This window comes from Geobacillus sp. CAMR5420 (genome assembly GCF_000691465.1).
GTDB classification, from domain to species: domain Bacteria; phylum Bacillota; class Bacilli; order Bacillales; family Anoxybacillaceae; genus Geobacillus; species Geobacillus thermoleovorans.
Map to the genome: position 1 here is coordinate 101,339 of NZ_JHUS01000030.1, position 19,785 is coordinate 121,123.

A 19,785-nucleotide genomic window follows, 5' to 3' on the forward strand; every position below is an offset into this window, starting at 1 on the left:
GGTGGCTGGATTCACATTTTATGCTAGAATAGGGCTGGACGATAAAGTCCGCCCTTTACATAAGAAGTTGGATAAAAAAATGTTTTACGATTTCGCTGATTTAACGAAAAAGGAAAAAGACTATATTACGAAATACGTCGATCGGATCGAGCTAACGTATTTATTAACTCCAAGTGTGATTAATATCCAGCCATTTATTAGTGATGATTATCATTATGAAGGTGTTATGTTTATCACGATTCGATTAAGACAGGAAACGAAAGATGCCCACCTTCCTGTCATTGGAGAGATTATTCAAGGAGCGTTGCCAAACCCTGTCGTCATCGTGTTTGAAAAAGAAGGAAATGTTCAGGTTGGTACGTGTTTAAAGCGATTAAACAAAATCGATAAAACGCAAGTTGTTTTGGAGGAATTTGCGTATACTCCGTGGTTTTCATCCGACAGTGACGATGAAACGGTTCGGCAATTTATCGATGCGGTTCACATAACAGCGTTATCTTTTTCTCACTTCTTCCGGTTTTATCAAGACATTCATATCGCGGTACAGGCGTTTCAGCATGCGAAAGCGATCGGTGCTTTTTACATCGCTACCGATATAGAATCGCGTCAACTGATTGCGCAAATTGAACAAGCGGAAGCGGAAATTGCGAAATGGAAAAACAAAATTAAAAAAGAAACGCAGTTTAACCGGAAAGTAGAGTACAACATGAAAATTCAGCAATTAACGACGCAAATCGAGCAGTGGAAACAACAATTGCGATGAAAGGGGAAGCACGATGGAAAAACTAGATGGAAAATCGATGGACATTGTAAAAACGAACATCGAGGCGTTAAAGCAATTATTTCCGGAAGTGGTCACCGAAGGAAAAATTGATTTTGAAAAACTAAAACTGATTCTTGGCGAAGAGATCGAAACACGCAATGAAAAATATGAATTCACCTGGCACGGCAAAACACAGGCGATGAAACTCGCGCAAACGCCATCCACCGGCACGCTGAGACCGGACAAAGCCTCCAGCAAAAACTGGGATACGACCGAAAACCTTTATATTGAAGGCGACAACCTCGAAGTATTAAAGCTGTTGCAAAAATCGTATTTCGGCAAGATTAAAATGATCTATATCGACCCGCCGTATAATACGGGGAAGGACTTTGTGTATAAAGATGACTTCCATGACAATATTAAGAATTACAAAGAAATCACGCAGCAGACGACAAAAGCAAATACGGAAACAAATGGGAGATTTCATACAGATTGGTTGAATATGATATATCCAAGATTGAAGTTGGCAAGGAATTTGTTAAAGGAAGATGGACTAATTTTAGTAAGCATTAATGATAAAGAGCTAGCTAATCTATTAATGGTTATGAATGAAATATTTGGAGAAGAAAATCATTTAGCGACATTTGTTTGGAAATCTAGAAGAAAACCAATTAATGTAGGTGATTCAAAATTCAAACCACAGAGGTGCGCCGAATATGTTTTAATGTATGCAAAAAACTCTAATAATGTAAGTTTTAATCCTTTATATTCTGGAGAAACACGTTCGTATCCATATGAGGACCAAAAAGGAAAATATAGGTTAACAACTATATTAAAATCTAATAGAGGAACTAATCAGAGAAGTACAATGAGATTCGAGGTTGGTGGATACACTCCTCCACCAGATCAGAGATGGCAGGGAGGAGAAGATTTTATTAAAGATTTATTCAATAATGGATATATAGAATTTAAAAACGGTATTCCGTTCAGAAAATACTATGAACATGAAGAAGAACCAGAAAATGATCCTTTCTACACTTTTATGGATCCTGAAATAACAGGAAGTTCGGAGTCAGGCAAAACGGAATTAAACACATTAATAGGTAATTATCATGGATTTGATACCGTAAAACCCAAAGAAATAATAGAGATTTTTATTAGAGCGATTAGTTCTGGTGATGATATTATTCTTGATTTCTTTTCAGGCTCTGCCACCACCGCCCATGCCGTAATGCAGTTAAATGCAGAAGACGGTGGCAATCGCAAATTTATTATGGTGCAGCTGCCTGAGAAAACGGATGAAAAATCGGAGGCGTATAAAGCGGGGTATAAAAACATTTGCGAAATCGGAAAAGAACGTATCCGCCGCGCGGGTGACAAAATCGTTCAGGAAACGGGAAAAACGGATTTAGATATCGGTTTTAAAGTGTTTAAGCTCGATTCTTCGAACGTGAAAACATGGGATCCTGATTTCGATAACTTGGAGCAAACCCTTTTCGATTTGCAGGATAACATTAAAGAAGACCGCACGAAAGAAGATTTGTTGTATGAGATTTTACTGAAAATCGGCCTGCCGCTCACCACACCGATTGAAGAAATTGATTATAACGGCAAAACGATTTATAACGTTGCCTATGGTTCCGTGTTAGTATGTTTAGAAGATGACATCGATTTGGATATCGTTCAGGAGATGTTGAAATATCAATCCGAGCATATGCCGCCGAAAGTCATTTTTAAAGAATCCGGCTTTATGAGCGACGCGGTGAAAACGAATGCCTTGCAAACGTTGAAAAAGCACGGCATCACGGATGTTAGGAGTGTATAACCGATGAAGCTGAAGTTTCACGCGGATTTGGACTACCAACGGCGAGCGATTGAGTCGGTGGTGCATATTTTCAAAGGACAGGAACTGAGCCAGTCGAACTTCACCGTTTCGTACGGCCCTGATGCGGGAATGCTTCAAACGGACTTGGGCGTCGGAAATCGGCTTGACCTGACGCCTGAGGAAATTTTAAAAAACGTCCAAGACATCCAGGTGAGAAACGGCCTGCCGCGCAGCGAGCGGCTCGATGGCATGCATTTTACGATTGAAATGGAGACGGGGACGGGGAAGACGTACGTCTATTTGCGGACGATTTATGAGCTCCATAAGCATTATGGATTTACGAAATTTGTCATCGTCGTTCCGTCCGTGGCGATTCGCGAAGGAGTGTACAAGTCGCTGCAAATCACTCGCGACCATTTCGATGAACTGTACGACCGCACTCCGGCGGAATATTTTATTTACGATTCGCAGAAGCTTGATCAAGTCCGCAATTTTGCGACGGCGACAACGATTCAAATCATGATCATCAATATCGATGCGTTTCGCAAAAGCTTCGAAGACCCGGAAAAGGAGGATAAGGCGAACGTCATTCATCGGCCGAACGACCGTCTAAACGGGTATCGCCCGATTGAATTTATCCAACAGACGAATCCGATCGTGATCATCGATGAGCCGCAAAGCGTCGATACGACGCCGAAATCAAAAGAAGCGATCGCTTCGCTCAATCCGCTTTGCACCCTGCGCTACTCGGCGACGCATGTGGAAAAATATAATATGGTGTATCGCCTCGATGCAGTCGACGCGTATAATCAAAAACTCGTCAAAAAAATCGAAGTGATGTCTGTTCGTTCTGAACCGTCTTTTAATGTGCCGTACATAAAACTAATCGAGGTAAAGGAAAGAAAAGCGAAGATCGAACTGGACGTCGAATCGCGCGGAAAGGTGAAGCGGACGACGAAAACGGTGAAATACGGAGACGATTTGTACGATATTTCCGGGGAACGAGAATTGTATCGTGGCTATATCGTCGAGCAGATTGATTGGACGGAAGGAAACGAAGCGATTGAAGTAAATGGCTATCGTCTGCGGGTCGGTGATGCGATCGGCGATATTGACGATGATGCGATAAAGCGATATCAAATCCGTAAGACGATTGAAGAGCATTTGAACAAAGAGCTGCAGCTTCGCCCGCGCGGAATTAAAGTGTTAAGCCTTTTCTTTATCGACAAAGTCGCTCATTACCGTGATTATGATAAAGATGGCAATCCGATTAAAGGAAAATATGCGGTGATGTTTGAGGAAGAATATAAGGATTTGATCCAAAAACCGAAATACCGCCCGCTCTGGGATGACCCAGGCATTGATAAGGACGTGGAAAAAGCGCACAACGGGTATTTCGCACAAGATAAAAAGGGGCGTCTGAAAGATACAAAAGGAAATACAGAAGCGGACACCGATGTGTACAACCTTATTATGAAAGACAAAGAACGGCTGCTCAGCCTCGATGAGCCGCTTCGCTTCATTTTCTCCCATTCCGCGCTCCGTGAAGGATGGGACAACCCGAACGTCTTTCAAATTTGCACGTTGAAAGACTCCGCGGGAACGTACGTATCGAGACGCCAAGAAATCGGACGCGGATTGCGTCTGGCTGTCAACCAAAACGGGGAGCGTGTGCAGGACTATAATATTAACACGCTAACGGTCATGGCGAACGAATCGTACGAAGAGTTTGTTGCGACGCTGCAAAAAGAAATCGAAGAAGAAACAGGAGTCAAATTCGGCAAAATTGAAAAACATATATTTGCTAAACTCGTCTATGTCGATGAGAAGACGGAAGAGCCGGTGCAAATGGGCTATGACTTATCGGTAAAATTATATGATGAATTGAAGCAAAACGGTTATATTGACAAGCATAGCATGGTCACCTCTGAATTAAAGAAAGCGATAGAAAACTATGATTTGCGCTTAAGCGCGGAGTTTCAGACATGGCTTCCGGCGATCGTCAAAGAAATAAAACGCCATTTGCAAGCATTGCCGATCAAAGACGCAACCAAAAAGCAAAAAGTGAAATTAAATATGTCTGTATTCAATCAGGAAGAATTCAGACAGTTATGGGATAAAATCAAATATAAAACGGTCTATTCCGTCGATTTCGACAGCGAACAATTGATTGAAAAATGTATCAAAAGCATTCAAGACATGGCGCCAATTAACAAAATACGTATTTTAAGCCGCAAAGGAAAAGTGGAAATCGACCGCGTGACAGGAGTACAGGCGCAAACGGTAAGCGAAAGCGTCGAAGATTACGTCAGCTTGCACCATACGCTTCCAGACGTGATTACGGAACTGCAAAACCGCACGAATTTAACGCGGAAGACGATTGTCCGCATCTTAACCGGCTGCAAGCGGCTTGAGGATTTCAAAAACAATCCGCAAAAATTTATCGAAGAAGTCACGAAGATCATCCAGCGCGAAATGAAGCAACTGTTAAAAGACGGGGTGAAATATTATAAAATCGGCGACGATGCGTATTATGCGGTGGAACTATTCCAAAACGAAGAACTGCTTGCCTACTTGAATGACAACGCAATTCCGAGTGAAAAATCGCTGTTTGACCATGTCGTCTATGATTCAGATGTGGAAGAGCGTTTTGCTAAACGCTTCGAAGACGACGAAAAAGTAAAAGTATATGTCAAACTGCCAAGCTGGTTTAAAATAGACACGCCGATTGGTTCCTACAATCCTGACTGGGCGCTTGTCATTGAGAAAGACGGGGAAGAAAAGCTGTACTTCGTCCTAGAGACAAAAGGACAGGAATGGGAAGGAGATTTGCGTCCGGGCGAATCGGCAAAAATCGAGTTTGCCCGCAAGCACTTTGAAGCAATCGGCACGGATATTGAGTTTGTCGGTCCGGAGAATGATGTGGAGGCGTTTATGCTGCGGGCGGTTAGCCGTTAGTGATGCATTTACAGGAGGCTGTCCCAAAAGGTGGTACAATGACCTTTTGAGGCCAGCTTTTTTTATTGAATGCTCTCTCCTCTCTTTTTTCTTTCCAGCATTTGTGGCATACTATAGTCAAAGAGGAGGGGCAATACAATGGTTAAGGTTGAGGTTAAACCCAATGTTCTACAATGGGTGATCAAACGCATGGATAATTTTGATCGGCTGAAGGATCAGTTTCCTAATATTGATAAATGGATCAATCAAGAGAGCCAGCCGACGCTTAAGCAGTTAGAAAAGCTTGCAAAAATGACAGCTGTACCTCTTGGTTATTTTTTTCTCCCTAATCCACCAGAGGAGAAGTTGAGAATTCCTCATTATCGCACGGTGAGAGATGAAGGGGCTGTCCGCCCGAGTCCAAATCTTTTGGAAACGGTTCAAACGATGGAAAGACGGCAACAGTGGATGCGAGATTATTTAATTCAGCTAGGCAATCCGCCTTTAAATTATGTGGGGCGTGCGAACTTGTCAATGGATCCAAAACTCGTTGCACAAGATATGCGAAGGACGTTAAATTTGGAAGATGGATGGGCATCAAAACAATCAACTTGGCAGGAAGCTTTACGCAATCTTATTAGAAAAACTGAAGATATCGGCATTATTGTAGTCATTAATGGAGTAGTTGGCAATAATACACATCGAAAACTGGATGTTGCGGAATTTCGTGGTTTTGTCCTTATTGATGACTATGCCCCTTTAATATTCATAAATGGAAGAGACGGAAAAGCTGCGCAAATGTTTACATTGGCCCACGAACTTGCTCATATTTGGTACGGGGAGAGTGCCGCATTCGATTTAAAAAATCTTCAGCCTGCTGATGCTGAAATTGAAAACGCATGCAACAAAGCAGCTGCTGAGTTTCTTGTTCCTGAAGATGAGTTAATTATTATATGGAAACGGGTTGGTCAATCGGAAGATCGTTTTGAACAGGCGGCTCGCTATTTTAAGGTTAGTGAAATTGTGGCGGCACGTAGAGCTCTAGACTTAAACCTTGTGACAAAAGAGGAGTTTTTTTTATTTTATGAAGATTATATGAAGCGGCTTCGACAACAAACGGAACAAATGAAAACAAGCGGAGGCAATTTTTACGCAACTCAAACGATGCGTATCGGCCGTCATTTTGCGGAAGCAGTCATAAGCGCGGCAAAGGAAGGAACGATCCTTTATCGTGAAGCCTATCAATTGACGGGGCTTTCTGGTGACACTTTTGCTAAGTTTGCCGAATATGTCGATACGGGGAGATATATGTATGAGTTCTAGCCATAAATTTGTGATTGATACGAACATTTTTATTGAAGCCTATAAAAGGTATTATTCTTTTGATATCGCTCCTTCCTTTTGGGATGCCCTGCTTCAACATGCCGAAAACGGCAATATCATAAGCATTGACCGTGTTAAACAGGAAATTAATAGCTTTCATAAAAATGATGAATTAAGCGAGTGGGCCAATCATTATTTTGCCCAATGGTTCGAGCCAACCGATAAGATTGAAGTTCTTAGAACATATCAGGAAATTATTACTTGGGCTGTTCAGCAGGGGCAATATTTTGAGGCGGCAAAAAGAGAGTTTGCTAGTGCAGCAGATAGTTGGTTAATAGCGTTTGCAAAGACATACAATTTTATTGTAGTAACACATGAACAATTTCATCCTAATTCCAAAAGCAGAATTTTTATTCCTAATGTTTGCCATGCATTCAATGTGCCCTATGTCGATACATTTGACATGTTGCGCCGGTTAAGTATAAAGTTTTGAGCCTATGTCTGTCATTCTCTGGAGTACTAGTCTTTTAACATTTGCGGTGAAGGCCTATTGAATTGAAAGAAGAATTGGGTAAAAGAAAACATGAGTGATTGATGTAAATTAGCACATTATTTTAGAATCCTTTTTCAAATTACAAATAAACACACCTTGGCGACATAGATGGAGCATGGCAGCGACGTCTTTTCCCAGATATCCTTCCATGACCAAGCGAACAGCCATGACGCGTTGGCGCAGGGCAACATTTTTGATTTTCCACTCTTGTTTTCGGAGAGTGCGTTATGGGTGCTACACCGTTAAATTGTCTCACAATGAAGGGTGAGTAAAACCAAATGTTCTGTTGTTTTCACACTCCAAAAAATTCACTTGATTTGCAGAAAAGGAGAGTCATAGACTGACTCTCTTTGTTTTATTATTTAGAAAATTCAATTTCAGGCTTTTGCTTTTCTCCTCTCTTTCCGCTTTAATAAACTCGTACCGCTTTTTCTCCTGAAAACTCCCCCGACAGGACGATCCTAATGACATATATCTCGAATTGAACATGAACATGGGTTGTGAGGTGATCAGATGGCTGTTGACCATGACCGCTTGTTTAAAGAGTTGATCCAAACGTTTTTTGAAGAGTTTATTCTTCTCTTTTTCCCCGAAATGTACGAGTATATTGATTTTCAGCATTTGTCCTTTTTATCTGAAGAACTGTTCACCGATGTAACGGCAGGGGAAAAGTATCGCGTCGATCTGTTAGTCGAAACGAAATTAAAAGGGGAAGATGGGCTGATCATCGTCCATATCGAAAACCAAAGCTATGTGCAGCCGTCGTTTCCTGAACGGATGTTCATTTACTTCAGCCGCTTGTTTGAAAAATACCGCACGAACATCGTTCCGATTGCCGTCTTCAGCTATGATGCCATCCGCGACGAACCCTCTTCGTTTACGCTTCAACTTCCGTTTGGCAGCATCCTTCACTTCCGCTTTTTCACCATCAAACTACGCAAACAAAATTGGCGCAACTACATTCGCATTGACAACCCGATCACCGCTGCGCTGCTTAGCAAAATGGGGTATACTGAAAGTGAACGAATCGAATTGAAAAAACAGTTTTTGCGCATGTTAGTTCGTTTAGAGCTGGATGAAGCAAAGCAGAGGCTGTTAATGGCTTTTTTGAAACATATGTGAAATTGTCGGATGAAGAAGAACAACAATTACGAAACGAGGTGAATCAAATGGAAACGAAAGAAAAAGAGCAAGTGTTGGAATTGTTGATTTCGTATGAACAAAAAGGAAAACGTGAAGGAGCTAAGCAAAAAGAGCGAGAAATGATGCGAAAAATGATTGCAAAAGGAATGAGCATTGCCGATATTGCACATATATTTGACCTAACGGAAGAAGAAGTTCATAAAAGGGTAAAAGATGAGTAGGAAGGGGCAGTGCTTGGCATCTGCTAGCTCCTGAAATAGCGTTTTTACATTTAGCGATAAACTCACAATAAGGATGTGATTCCAATGATGACAAATAAAGATTATCAAGAAATCGTAGAAAAAAAGTACGGTAAGCCGTTGAAAGAGATTATGTATGAACTTTGCGTGATTAGAGATGTTGTTCCTTGGGAAGGGGCAAGCGAGTTAGGCGTGCCTAAAAGTACATTTTTATCATGGAGAAATAAATTTCGTTTTGGTCCGATTCAAAGAAGAGCTGATTTTGCAAGACAAATGCGTGATAACACGATTAACAAATATAAACAGGAATTAGAGGATATTGATTTCGAACGTGATTTTATTTATAAGGATGAAAAGACGATTAGAGGATTTAAAGAAATAATGGAGCGCCTTTTGGAACTGGAGAGATACAAGAGAACATTATTAGATGACGAGGATACTTCTTCCGATATATTAATAACAATGAAAATAGCAACCATTGAGCAGACATTAAATTATTTGATGGAATACGAACAAGGGAAGTTGCATGAAGAATTTAACCGGGAGCGAGAACGTATACATTATGGGAGGAAATAAAGAGATTTCAAACGATATTTTGCATGTGGAGTGAAATGTATAACGATTGACCACGACCGCTTGTTTAAATAAAAAGATGGCACAGCGTTTTTTAATGGTTTTATTCTTCGCTTTTTCCCGAATATGTATTGGCCTGGTACCTGTTGTTACCCGCTAAAGGAGAAAGCTACCCTAAGATGATGGGGTAGTTTTTTGTTGTGATCGCCCGATTTTTCAGTCGGCATATTAGTTGATTACGTATAGGAAATTTGTAAATAATTTGACAATATTCGACAGCATTTTTCTGCAAATATTAGTACAATCGAGTTAAATGAGCTTTTTTGGATTTAGGAATAAGGGAGGGGAATACAATGACAACGATTTGCAAAGCCGATTACTATTATGGGGCGTTGCTTTCTGCGCTGGTTAATGGGGGGCTGGCGCCTGCACTGTTTGAAAAAGAAAACGATAACCGGCAAATATACGAAGTCACGACGAATAAAGCGAGTTATATCATTTATACGAAGTACAATACCACTCCATCAGGTTCCAAGGATTTCACTTGGTCCTTTTCGTTTAGCGACAATGAGATCGAAGAAATTACTAAGATTCATCAGGAAAACAACAAAGAAAAAGAATTTATCTTTGCCTTTATTTGCGGCCAGAAGCAGTTAAGTGATTACAACCAAATGATTGCCATCGTCTACTGGGATGAATTTCTCGAATGCGTGGATATCGAAAAAGAACAGATTCGCGGAACAGCGCGGCTGTCGGTGAAGGCGGTCAAAGGTTCCCCGTGGCTTCGCATTTACGGCAGCAAGCGTGCTGATATGTTGGACGGGAAAGATAACACTATCAAAATTGAACGAAATCGCCTAGGTAATCTGTAAAGTGGTATGGGGGATGTGAAAAGGGAGGGGGGCAGACGAACGTGAATCTTTTCTATACACTGCTTCTTTTATGTTTGCTTGCCTTATTGGCAAGATGGATCAAGTCAAAAGAAGCGGAATGGATTGGATCGTATGGAGAATATAAAGTCCGTAAAGCAATTAAAAATATAGAAGCAACATCATCCGGAAAATACAAAGCTTTTCATAACCTGTATATTCCAAAACAAGACGGTTCAACTTCGCAAATTGATCATGTTATCCTTTCCGATCAAGGACTGTTTGTCATCGAAACGAAAAATTACAGCGGCTGGATTTTCGGAGATGAAACGTCAAAATATTGGACGCAAGTCATTTATAAACGAAAAGAAAAATTTCTTAATCCTATTTTGCAGAACAAAGGGCATATCAAGGCGTTAAGAGGCTGGCTTGGGGAGGAGTTTGCGCATATTCCGATTCACTCGGTTGTCGTGTTTTTGACGCGGGCAAAGTTTAAATCAAATGCTCATTTTGCCCATGCTTATGTGGTTTATCCGAAACAATTGAAACAAGTGCTCGAGCAACATCAAACAAAAGTGATCGATAGGGAAACAAAGGAACGTTTAGCTCAAAAATTAGAAACAGTGCTTGCCAAAGATAAGACACAAGAAAAAGAAATGAAAAAGCGGCACGTGCAAACGATTCGAACGAAGCAAAAGCAGACGGAACAACATATACAGCAAAACCGTTGTCCAAAATGTGGCGGTGTTCTAATCGTTCGGAAAGGGAAATACGGAACATTTAAAGGTTGCAATAATTATCCGAAATGCAAGTTTACGCAGTCGATTGGCTGAACTTGCAACACGGCCGTTTGGGCAGCAACTATAGATAAGGGAAGGAGGAAAATGATGTTTTCTATTCACGAGGAATTGGAACGCCTATCGCAAAAGTATCGATTTTTTGCTTCAAAAGAAGCGTTTAAACAGTCATTAAAATTTCAGCTTCAAGAAAAATTCCGCGTCGAGGAGAACAAACGCTTTCATGATTATCTGATCGATTTGTGGGTGGAAGAACCGGAAAGTGGGCGCCAATACGCGATTTGTTTAATGAACAAGCTCGCTCGGGTCACGATAAAGCAAAACGGGCAAACGATTGAATTGAAGCACCACGGTGCTCAGGATCAGGGTCGTTATGATTTTTTGGCGCAAGTGGAAAAGTTAGAACGAATAACAATGGGGAGAAGGAATGTATACGGGATCGTTGTGCTGCTAACGAATGACCATTTGTATTGGACCGAGCCGATGCGACCAAATACGGTGGACTGCGAGTTTCGCATTCATGAAAACCGGATCATCACCGGGGAGTTAAAATGGCAGGAACGTGCATCAGCAGGGACGAAAGAAAACCGTGATGCGCCGATCTTTATTAAAGGGAGATATCAATTGAAATGGCATCATTATTCTACTATCAACCAAGATAAACATGGCGAGTTCCGATATGTAGCCGTTCATGTTGGGGACGTATATAGTTGAGAGAAATAGTTTTAGTGTCTGTTGTCACCTATCGAAGAAAAGCTGTGTCAGGAACGAAAACGTCTCGGGCAAGACTTGATTAACCCGGATTTATCTGTTGTGATGAAGAAGTGTTATGAGAAGCAATTAAAAAATTAGAGTGCGACAGGAGAAGCTTCGTTGCACGCGGATCCTGTCACTTGTCGAATGTATGGGCACAGACAGGGGGGAGAAAGTTTGTTAGCTGAAATACATGGAAAAATATCATCAGACGGTTCGAATTTAAGCGAGCGGCTTGAAGATCAGCTGACAGCGAACGTATTTGGTACGTCGCGTTATCTCCCTTTTCACAAAGGGATTAAGCCGATTTTAAGCAAGGCTGTATTTTTTTCTCAAACTGATCAAACGGTGTTCATAAATGGTTTGGAGATGCAAAAAGACGAGTTTATAGGGGATAAGGTTAAGTTTTGGGTCAAGGGAGAAAGAAGTGAAATCGATGTTTTACTTGAATTGGATCATTTGATCATAGGAATCGAAGTGAAATACCATAGTCCTTTATCATCAGACGATCAATTGGAGCGAGAAGCGAGTGATTTACTAAAGGGTAAAGGGCAGACGCCAAAGTTTTTGCTCTTATTAGGAACGGAACCAGAAGTGAATATGATTGCTAAAAAGGTGATGGAAAACAGAAAACTGCCAAGCGGTGTTCATTTTGGGTATTTATCGTGGCAAGAAGTGCTCCATCAAATGGTGTACGTGCAAAAAAATGAAACATTGAATGAGTTTGAAAGGTTAATGCTGAAAGATTTGGTTGCTTTATTGAGAAAAAAGGGATTTGCGCGTTTTCAAAACTTTCAAAGCCTTGCTTGTCCTTTAGTTGACCACTGCTCCTACTTTCATTTTTATACAGATGAACAGTTTTTTCATTTAAGTGCCAACCGTATTGAAAAGGAGGGGTATTATGAATTCTGTTAGCGTACAGGAAAACATAAAAAACGCTTTCGAGGTTGTGCGAAAAACGTACGAGAGTGTCGATAAACTGTTGGCGGAAATGGACCGTCAATCGGTCGAATGTGGATTTGTTCCGGTGACCCCGCAATTTTTGCGTTGGAAATCGGACCGCGAGTATCGAGGCTGGTTCATTCAATCTTTTATCAAGCTATATCAGAGAGATTCCGCCCCTCCTTGCCAGTCGGGGAATGGGTTGAAAAACGACCCAATCTATGCAGTTGAAATCTCATTTGAAGAAGAACCACGGATGACGTTATGCAAATACGTATATTCAACCCTTGAACATTGGGATAAACCGCCGAGCGTTTCTGAACATTGGTTTTTCTATTGGCCTTTATATGATGGTGATAACTTTACTGACCATGAACTTGAAAATGGAGTGTTTAGAACTGTTCCAAATGATGAAAAAACTTCGGAAAAATATGGTAAAATTCAAGAAGTTATTTCAAAGGAAATTGACTTATTATCCATTACATCAACGAACATTAAGGATAGGGTGTTTGATGAGTTGCATCGTTTGTGACAGATAAACTGGAATTAGGGAAATTAAAACAGTTGACAGACTGAGGAGGGCGGTGCGTAGGGATCAAAATAGAAATGTCTCTTCGGATGGTAATATTCCGTCTAGCGGAGTTGGATAAATGGAGAAACGGGGGAAAGAAAAAACGGTAAAGATTTTTTATTGAAGAAAACCGTCTAGAAGGCTGGTGAAAAACGACTGATTTCGCCGAACCCATTGTTTTCGGTCGAAAGAGAAGCGTTGATTTTGCAAGACTTCTCTATTTGAGAAAAAAGTCCGTTTTTCCGCGATTTTTCACTAAATCACCGGCCTTCCAGAACAAAAGGATTTGGAGGAACCTGGATGTCAAAATGGTGGATGATCCGCGCGGGCGATCGCAATGAACTGATTCCGCTTTGGCTGGAAAAGGGCATCGCATCGATCGGTTGGGCGAGATTGGGCGATCCGAAGCGCTTTCGGTCGAAAGAACAGCTGCAGCGAAAGGCGGATGAAGTGTTTGCCGAGTCAAAACCAAAATCGAGAACGAGTTGGGTGAATCAAGTATGGCGGTTTGCCCATGAAATCAAAAAGGGCGATCGAGTGATCACATATTCAAAAGAGAAAAGGGAGTACATTGTTGGAACCGTGACAGAAGAGCATCGTTACGATCCCTCCATCGGGCATCCCTATTATCCGAACATCATCCGGGTAAAATGGGAAAATGCGACAGTTCCAAGGGATTCGCTGTCAGACGGAGCGAAGAACAGTTTAGGTTCGACGCTGACGGTGTTTCGAGTGGACGAATGGGGCGATGAAATCGAGCAGCGTTTACACAGTGAACCATTCTCAAAACCTCAACATGAAGAGGGGGAAACGGAAGAAATCGTTGAAGACCTTGTTGGAAAAGCGTTGATGATGATCCAAGACAAAGTGGACAAGCTTGATCCGTGGCAAATGCAAGATTTAGTGGCGGGCTTGCTTCAAGCAATGGGGTACAATGTGCAAGTGAGTCCGAAAGGCCCTGACGGCGGTGTGGATGTGCTCGCCTATAAGGACGCGTTTGGCTTTGAAAAACCTGTAATCAAGGTGCAAGTGAAGCATCGCAAAAGCGCCGCCTCGGCCCCGGAAATCCAGCAGCTTCTCGGAGCCAACCCGATTGATGCCAATTGCCTGTTCGTCTCCACAGGCGGTTTTACGTCCCACGCAGAGGCAGTCGCCAAACATAATTCCGTGAAACTGATTGATTTGGAAGAGCTGGTCAACTTGATTGTCCATTGGTATGAGAACATGCCTAGCGATGCGAGAGCGCTGCTTCCGCTGCAGAAAATGTATGTGCCCGAATCTTGACAAACATAAGGCTTCATCCCTGCTTGGCAAGTGCGAGAGGATGAAGCCTTTAGTGATGATCGACATGTTTTTACTCCAAAACGCTGCGATATTGATCGTACACTAGCGAGGTCAAACTAATCTTGTCTAAATAACGAACAGGGCACAAGAAGGTCACGGTGATGACCCCAGGATGTCGGCCAATTTCGATGGCGCCGGTAATCGTGGCACGGTTCATCACCTCAGGGACAGAGATGCCTAACGTTTTCGCTGCCCGCTGCAACCCGTTTTCTGTTGCCTCATTTAGGTTGGCACCTGTCCCGACAAAGGAAATCGGCAACGATTCTTCCAATTTGTTTACCCCCCATGATTGTGCCAAATCGAGGGCGATCTCTTTTTCTTTTTTTGTCAATGGCTTTGCCAAGTAGGGGAGGTCCTCAGCAACAGGAAGAAGAATCGGTCCGTCAATGGTCAACCCTTTGATCACTTTCACTTGAAGGGTGACGATGCCAGATACGTCGGTCGTATGCCCAGCAATTTCCCCGTCGCCCTGCATGGCATGCATATCACCGAGATAAACACCTCCGCCCCGCACTTTCACAGGGCAGATCAACACGGCGCCTTCGCGTACACGGTTAATGTCCATATGTCCGTCCGTGCGATCTTCCAGCTGTTCTTTCGTAATCCCGTATTCATGTGGGGCGTTGATCAGAAATTGGCCAAAGTCGCCAGCGTTATGTGAATCCGGTAGCGGACGCGCCGGGGTGGTGCCGAGCTGTCCGAGGAACGGGCGGAGTCTGGCCACCGTTCCGACTAAGTCATGGGGCGCAAACGTGACGATCGGGTTTTGGACGGAGTTGTCGGGTGTCGCCATGTAGTACCGTCCTTGTCGAGCGATGTGTTCTGCCGCTTCTTTATGCACGGTCACGCCGATTTGTCGGTTTGGATCAAACGTCATCGTATAGCCGTTCGTAAATACAAATGGAGTCACGTCCGCGCCACAATTCGCGCACCGAATGGCTTCCGGGCCGATCCCCTCGATTTTCGTTTCCGGGTACATCGTTCCGCACTGTGGGCATTTGACAGCAACGAACGGATCGCCGACAAACCGACCTTCCATTGGTTTATCATTTCCTGAGGATGTGGCGATAGAGGTGACGCGAATCGATTTGATCTTAATCGCAATGGCGTCTCCTACTTCAGCGCCTTCGACAAAAACGGGCTTTGTCACTTCATGGCCACCGCGGATGCAAGGAGTGATCATCGGTCCCCAGCAGCCAGGAGTAGTATTGGCGACAATGTATCCCCCATCCTGCACGGGGCCAAGCATGTTTCCATGAGGGTCTAAGATGCCGTTAGTGAACTCATTGACAAACACGGTTTGTTTCGCTTCCATGGCGTTCCCCTCTTTACTTTTAGATTTTAGGATTGGTTACATAGGAACCTTGGATCGCTGACAACGAACCTTCGACGGGTGATGTCTAACTACATTTTAGGAAATTCAGTAGAGTATTGTCAAAATAATCGGGTGTATATTTATTATATTTTGTTAAGTCAAAATATTTTGGAATTTAATTCTTGTAATGTATAATAATTTTAGAAGGGAGGAAACGAAATGAGCAATAGCATAGAAAAGAAATTAAGAGAAAAAGGGATTAAGTGTTCAGAACAGGAATTGATGATGCTTGAGCATCAGTGGAAAGCCATTCAGCAACTAAAACAGGGAGTCGAAAAACTTGGTTTGAATGAGGCAGATATTGGAGTCGTCCACCAACCGGGAGGTGTGTATCGTGGAAAAACGGCTAAATACGAAAACAATCTCTGAACTTTCCCCTCTTCTAAAAAACAAAGAAGTTTCACCTGTTGAACTCGTTGACGATGTACTCGAACAAATTGAAACATTAAACAATAAGCTGAATGCCTATATAGAGGTGACAGCAGAGAAAGCACGCAAGCAAGCTGAGTTGGCGGAATCGGAAATCCGATCTGGAAATTACCGCGGCCCGCTACATGGCATCCCTATAGCAATCAAAGATATTCTTTACGTAGCTAATGAAACAACAACGATGGGGTCAAAAATTCACCGAAACTTCCGGCCAACTTACAGTGCGACAGTAATCGAGAAGTTGACGGAAGCGGGAGCAGTGTTTCCTGGAAAAACAAACTTGCATGAGTATGCTTGGGGAGCAACGAACAATAATCCTCATTTCGGACCTGCCCGAAATCCTTGGGATCCTGAACGCATTCCCGGAGGCTCAAGCGGAGGATCGGGGGTCGCAACGGCGGCGCATATGACGATTGCTTCCCTAGGAACAGATACCGGTGGTTCGATTCGAATTCCTTCTTCGTTTTGCGGCATTGTCGGTTTAAAGCCCACCTATGGACTAGTAAGCAAATATGGTTGTTTCCCGCTTGCATGGTCGTTGGACCATATCGGTCCGATGGCGAAAACGGCGAGGGACGCTGCCTATATTTTAGAAGCCATGGCAGGATACGACCCAAAAGATCCTACTTCCACCGATGCCCCTGCAACGAGTTATTCCACACAATTCATGGAGTCTGTTAAAGGTGTAAAAATTGGCATAGAACCGTACTTCTTTGATCATGTGGATGAAGGAGTCGAAAGAGCGGTTAAACAGGCGATTGCTTCTTTGGAACGCGAAGGTGCTGTTGTAGAAACCGTGCGAATTCCAACATTGCAATATGCGCAGTATGCGGAAATGATCACGATTCTTTCAGAAGCCAGCGCTATTCATCACAATCATTTAGTAGAAAGGGAAGAAGATTTTGGCGATGATGTCCGTTTCCTTTTAAAGCTTGGAGAACTCCCTTCCGCTGTAGACTACTTGGAAGCGCAACAAATTCGTTTGAAATTGGATCACGAGTTCATGGAAATATTCAATAAGGTAGATGTTTTGATCACCCCAACCATTCCGTTTCTCCCTCCCAAAATCGGGCAGGATACGGTATGGATCAATGGAGAGGAAGTAAACTTTCTTGACCATATCATCCGTTTTACAGGACCGTTTAACTTGACGGGCTTGCCTGTTGTAACGGTGCCATGTGGTTTTGTTCAAGGACTTCCTGTAGGGATGCAAATCATCGGCCCAGCCTTTGGGGAAGGAACGATATTAAATGTTGCTGATGTGTTTGAAACGTTGCATCCTGAGCTGAAATACCCGCCGGCCGTTCTAAGAAAGTAAAAGCAAACGCTGGTCGTGGCGATGTACTTACTGAAGGGCGGTCTCAAAAGGTGATGATGACATAACTTTTTGAAGCAGCCTTTTTCAACTGAGTGTTTTTCACTCGCGTTCGCTGCCGTTTGTATGACGGGGAGCAAGCACAAAACGGAGAGCTTTTTTCCTGGCTCTCCATTTTTTATATCGTACATGCAGGATTTTCGCCTCGTGCTCACGAATGATAGTTGGTGAACATCTTCATCGTGAGGTGATCGGATGGCCATTGACCATGACCGATTGTTCAAAGAGCTGATCCAGACGTTCTTCGAAGAGTTTTTCTTCCTCTTTTTCCCCGACATGCACGAGCATATCGATTTCCGCCATTTGTCCTTTTTGTCCGAAGAACTGTTCACTGATGTGACCGCAGGAGAAAAATACCGCGTTGATCTGTTGGTCGAGACGAAGCTGAAAGGGGAAGATGGACTGATCATCGTTCATGTGGAGAATCAAAGCAGCGTGCAGTCGTCCTTTCCGGAGCGCATGTTTGTCTATTTCAGCCGTTTGTTTGAAAAATACCGCATCCGCATTGTTCCCATTGCCGTCTTCAGCCATGATGCCCTCCGTGATGAACCGTCCGTGTTTTCGATTGAGTTTCCCTTTGGCGAGGTGTTGCAGTTCCGCTTTTTCCCGGTGGAGTTGCGCAAGAAACATTGGCGGGATTCTATTCGGCATGACAATCCGATTGCGGCTGCGCTGCTTGGCAAAATGGGGTATACTGAAAGTGAGAAAGTCGAGTTGAAAAAAGAGTTTTTGCGCATGTTGGTGCGATTGGAGCTGGATGAAGCGAGGCAGCGGCTGCTCTTGGGCTTTTTTGAAACGTATGTGAAGTTGTCGGAGGAGGAAGAGCAACAACTGCAAAGAGAAGTGAAGGCGATGGAAACGAAAGAAAAAGAGAACGTGTTGGGGCTGATCATTTCCTATGAGCAAAAGGGAAGGAAGGAGGGGTTGGAAGAAGGGATGGAACGTGGAATTCAACAAGGAATGAAACAGCTGATTCGTAACATGGAGCGCAAAGGAATGACGGTGGAAGACATTGCTCGGTTGGTGGATCTTCTAGAGGAAGATGTTCGGGGATTGCTTGAAGAGTAGGGAAATAAAAAACAAGGGGATGGCCATGGGGAATAAGAAGGTTGGTGACGACAAGCGGCCAATTGATCGTCGTATGGACGGCATGGCCTAAGGATGCCGAAGGGCCGCTGCGTTTGTGAAGACCGTGACCGCGGAAGCGCCTTGCTTGATTACGAAATTTGGCCGCCTTTCATCCTACGGTTTCCATTGCGGGATGAAAGACGGTGTTGTTTCGCATCTTCTTGTGAGGGAGGAAGAGAAAAGTTGGATTTCCGTGATATCCCGCAACTCATTGCCCGAATGCTCATGGAAGTGATTCAAACGCATATACCGCACCAATGGATATACACCGCTGAACCATTCATCAATCCATACAACGGCAAGATCAGCTATGACTATTCCGGTAAAGTGAGGAAAATGAAGAAGGAAGAGTTCGCCGAGCTTGTCCGGTCGCTGGGGAGAAGTAAGGGCTCGCGATTTTATTGTTCTCCGTTAGATGAGTTGTTAAACAACGTTTACATTGATCAATGGGTGCCGACGTATATGTCTAACTATGGAAAGCGTTGGGTGACATACTGTGACTTGCTTAGGGAAACATTTGATCAATGGAAGTACAGCCACTTTGAGATTTATGACGAGGACGGGAATGAGGTCAATGAAGATCTCAACTTGCAACTTGATGAAATATTCGAAGATTTTTTAGAGAATACTTCGCACGAGCCATTTGTTAGAGAAATTGAAAAAACGATTGCCTAATACGATGGATGTCACCTTGGAATGTTTCGGGTGTAGATGGCTTATATGACGCTTTGGCGGCATGGAGCCGTCTTTTTTGCTGCTATGAAATGATTTCGTTTGTTTTTCATCAGTCTTCTTGAAAAATCTCTGCGTTTTTTCTCGAGATGGTGGCGAAATATTCAACGATTT

Annotated in this window: 17 protein-coding genes and 2 pseudogenes; 17 read left to right on the top strand and 2 right to left on the bottom strand. The window is 43.1% G+C overall.

Annotated features, from left to right (window positions below; genetic code table 11):
* Position 1: 1 nt before the first annotated feature.
* From DI44_RS09540 to DI44_RS09520, 5 genes are all read left to right on the top strand, one after another.
* On the top strand, positions 2-763 hold the full coding sequence (locus DI44_RS09540) for a DUF4391 domain-containing protein (protein ID WP_033025169.1): 762 nt from the start codon (positions 2-4) through the stop codon (positions 761-763).
* Positions 764-776: 13 nt separating this feature from the next.
* Positions 777-2,588: a site-specific DNA-methyltransferase gene (locus DI44_RS09535; protein WP_033025170.1), complete on the top strand. Its 1,812-nt coding sequence runs from the start codon at positions 777-779 to the stop codon at positions 2,586-2,588.
* Positions 2,589-2,591: 3 nt separating this feature from the next.
* Entirely contained in the window at positions 2,592-5,546 is a 2,955-nt protein-coding gene (locus DI44_RS09530) for a DEAD/DEAH box helicase family protein (protein WP_033025171.1), read from the top strand.
* 138 nt (positions 5,547-5,684) lie between these two features.
* On the top strand, positions 5,685-6,848 hold the full coding sequence (locus DI44_RS09525) for an ImmA/IrrE family metallo-endopeptidase (protein WP_033025173.1): 1,164 nt from the start codon (positions 5,685-5,687) through the stop codon (positions 6,846-6,848).
* Positions 6,838-7,341 carry a DUF4411 family protein gene (locus tag DI44_RS09520; protein WP_033025174.1) on the top strand — a complete coding sequence of 168 codons (504 nt, stop codon included), beginning with the start codon at positions 6,838-6,840 and terminating at the stop codon, positions 7,339-7,341. The genes DI44_RS09525 and DI44_RS09520 overlap by 11 nt, the downstream gene beginning before the upstream one ends.
* A 144-nt stretch (positions 7,342-7,485) precedes the next feature.
* Here the strand turns inward: DI44_RS09520 and DI44_RS19720 are convergent.
* Positions 7,486-7,626: pseudogene (locus tag DI44_RS19720) on the bottom strand (IS630 family transposase); the annotation flags it as partial.
* Positions 7,627-7,914: 288 nt separating this feature from the next.
* Here DI44_RS19720 and DI44_RS0117060 point away from each other — a divergent pair.
* The 8 genes and pseudogenes from DI44_RS0117060 to DI44_RS09490 all read left to right on the top strand — a co-directional run bounded on the left by DI44_RS0117060 (position 7,915) and on the right by DI44_RS09490 (position 14,572).
* Positions 7,915-8,765, top strand: a pseudogene (locus DI44_RS0117060) (Rpn family recombination-promoting nuclease/putative transposase).
* 84 nt (positions 8,766-8,849) lie between these two features.
* Positions 8,850-9,359 carry a hypothetical protein gene (locus DI44_RS09515; RefSeq protein WP_021322736.1) on the top strand — a complete coding sequence of 170 codons (510 nt, stop codon included), beginning with the start codon at positions 8,850-8,852 and terminating at the stop codon, positions 9,357-9,359.
* Between the two features lie 350 nt (positions 9,360-9,709).
* On the top strand, positions 9,710-10,228 hold the full coding sequence (locus DI44_RS09510; protein WP_033025176.1) for a hypothetical protein: 519 nt from the start codon (positions 9,710-9,712) through the stop codon (positions 10,226-10,228).
* A gap of 41 nt (positions 10,229-10,269) precedes the next feature.
* A complete protein-coding gene (locus DI44_RS09505) occupies positions 10,270-11,058 on the top strand; it encodes an NERD domain-containing protein (RefSeq protein WP_014195564.1) in 789 nt (262 codons plus the stop codon).
* A gap of 54 nt (positions 11,059-11,112) precedes the next feature.
* Positions 11,113-11,736, top strand: a complete 624-nt coding sequence (locus DI44_RS17920; RefSeq protein ID WP_081107419.1) for a hypothetical protein — start codon at positions 11,113-11,115, stop codon at positions 11,734-11,736.
* Between the two features lie 216 nt (positions 11,737-11,952).
* Positions 11,953-12,690 carry a hypothetical protein gene (locus DI44_RS09500; RefSeq protein ID WP_033025177.1) on the top strand — a complete coding sequence of 246 codons (738 nt, stop codon included), beginning with the start codon at positions 11,953-11,955 and terminating at the stop codon, positions 12,688-12,690.
* A complete protein-coding gene (locus tag DI44_RS09495; RefSeq protein ID WP_033025178.1) occupies positions 12,677-13,249 on the top strand; it encodes a hypothetical protein in 573 nt (190 codons plus the stop codon). Before DI44_RS09500 ends, DI44_RS09495 begins: the two co-directional genes overlap by 14 nt.
* Positions 13,250-13,588: 339 nt before the next feature.
* The gene (locus tag DI44_RS09490; RefSeq protein ID WP_033025180.1) at positions 13,589-14,572 is read left to right on the top strand and encodes a restriction endonuclease; all 984 of its coding nucleotides are present in this window, start codon (positions 13,589-13,591) and stop codon (positions 14,570-14,572) included.
* Between the two features lie 70 nt (positions 14,573-14,642).
* Here DI44_RS09490 and DI44_RS09485 read toward each other — a convergent pair whose 3' ends face one another.
* A complete protein-coding gene (locus DI44_RS09485; RefSeq protein WP_011230887.1) occupies positions 14,643-15,947 on the bottom strand; it encodes an acetamidase/formamidase family protein in 1,305 nt (434 codons plus the stop codon).
* Positions 15,948-16,166: 219 nt separating this feature from the next.
* Here DI44_RS09485 and DI44_RS09480 point away from each other — a divergent pair, with 219 nt between their 5' ends.
* From DI44_RS09480 to DI44_RS09465, 4 genes are all read left to right on the top strand, one after another.
* Positions 16,167-16,376 (top strand): hypothetical protein, encoded by a 210-nt coding sequence (locus tag DI44_RS09480; protein ID WP_014195569.1) that lies wholly within the window; start codon positions 16,167-16,169, stop codon positions 16,374-16,376.
* Positions 16,342-17,754, top strand: a complete 1,413-nt coding sequence (locus DI44_RS09475; protein WP_011230888.1) for an amidase — start codon at positions 16,342-16,344, stop codon at positions 17,752-17,754. The genes DI44_RS09480 and DI44_RS09475 overlap by 35 nt, the downstream gene beginning before the upstream one ends.
* 252 nt (positions 17,755-18,006) lie before the next feature.
* On the top strand, positions 18,007-18,879 hold the full coding sequence (locus tag DI44_RS09470; protein WP_014195572.1) for an Rpn family recombination-promoting nuclease/putative transposase: 873 nt from the start codon (positions 18,007-18,009) through the stop codon (positions 18,877-18,879).
* A gap of 243 nt (positions 18,880-19,122) precedes the next feature.
* Entirely contained in the window at positions 19,123-19,614 is a 492-nt protein-coding gene (locus DI44_RS09465; RefSeq protein WP_033025181.1) for a hypothetical protein, read from the top strand.
* The last annotated feature ends 171 nt before the right edge of the window (positions 19,615-19,785 follow it).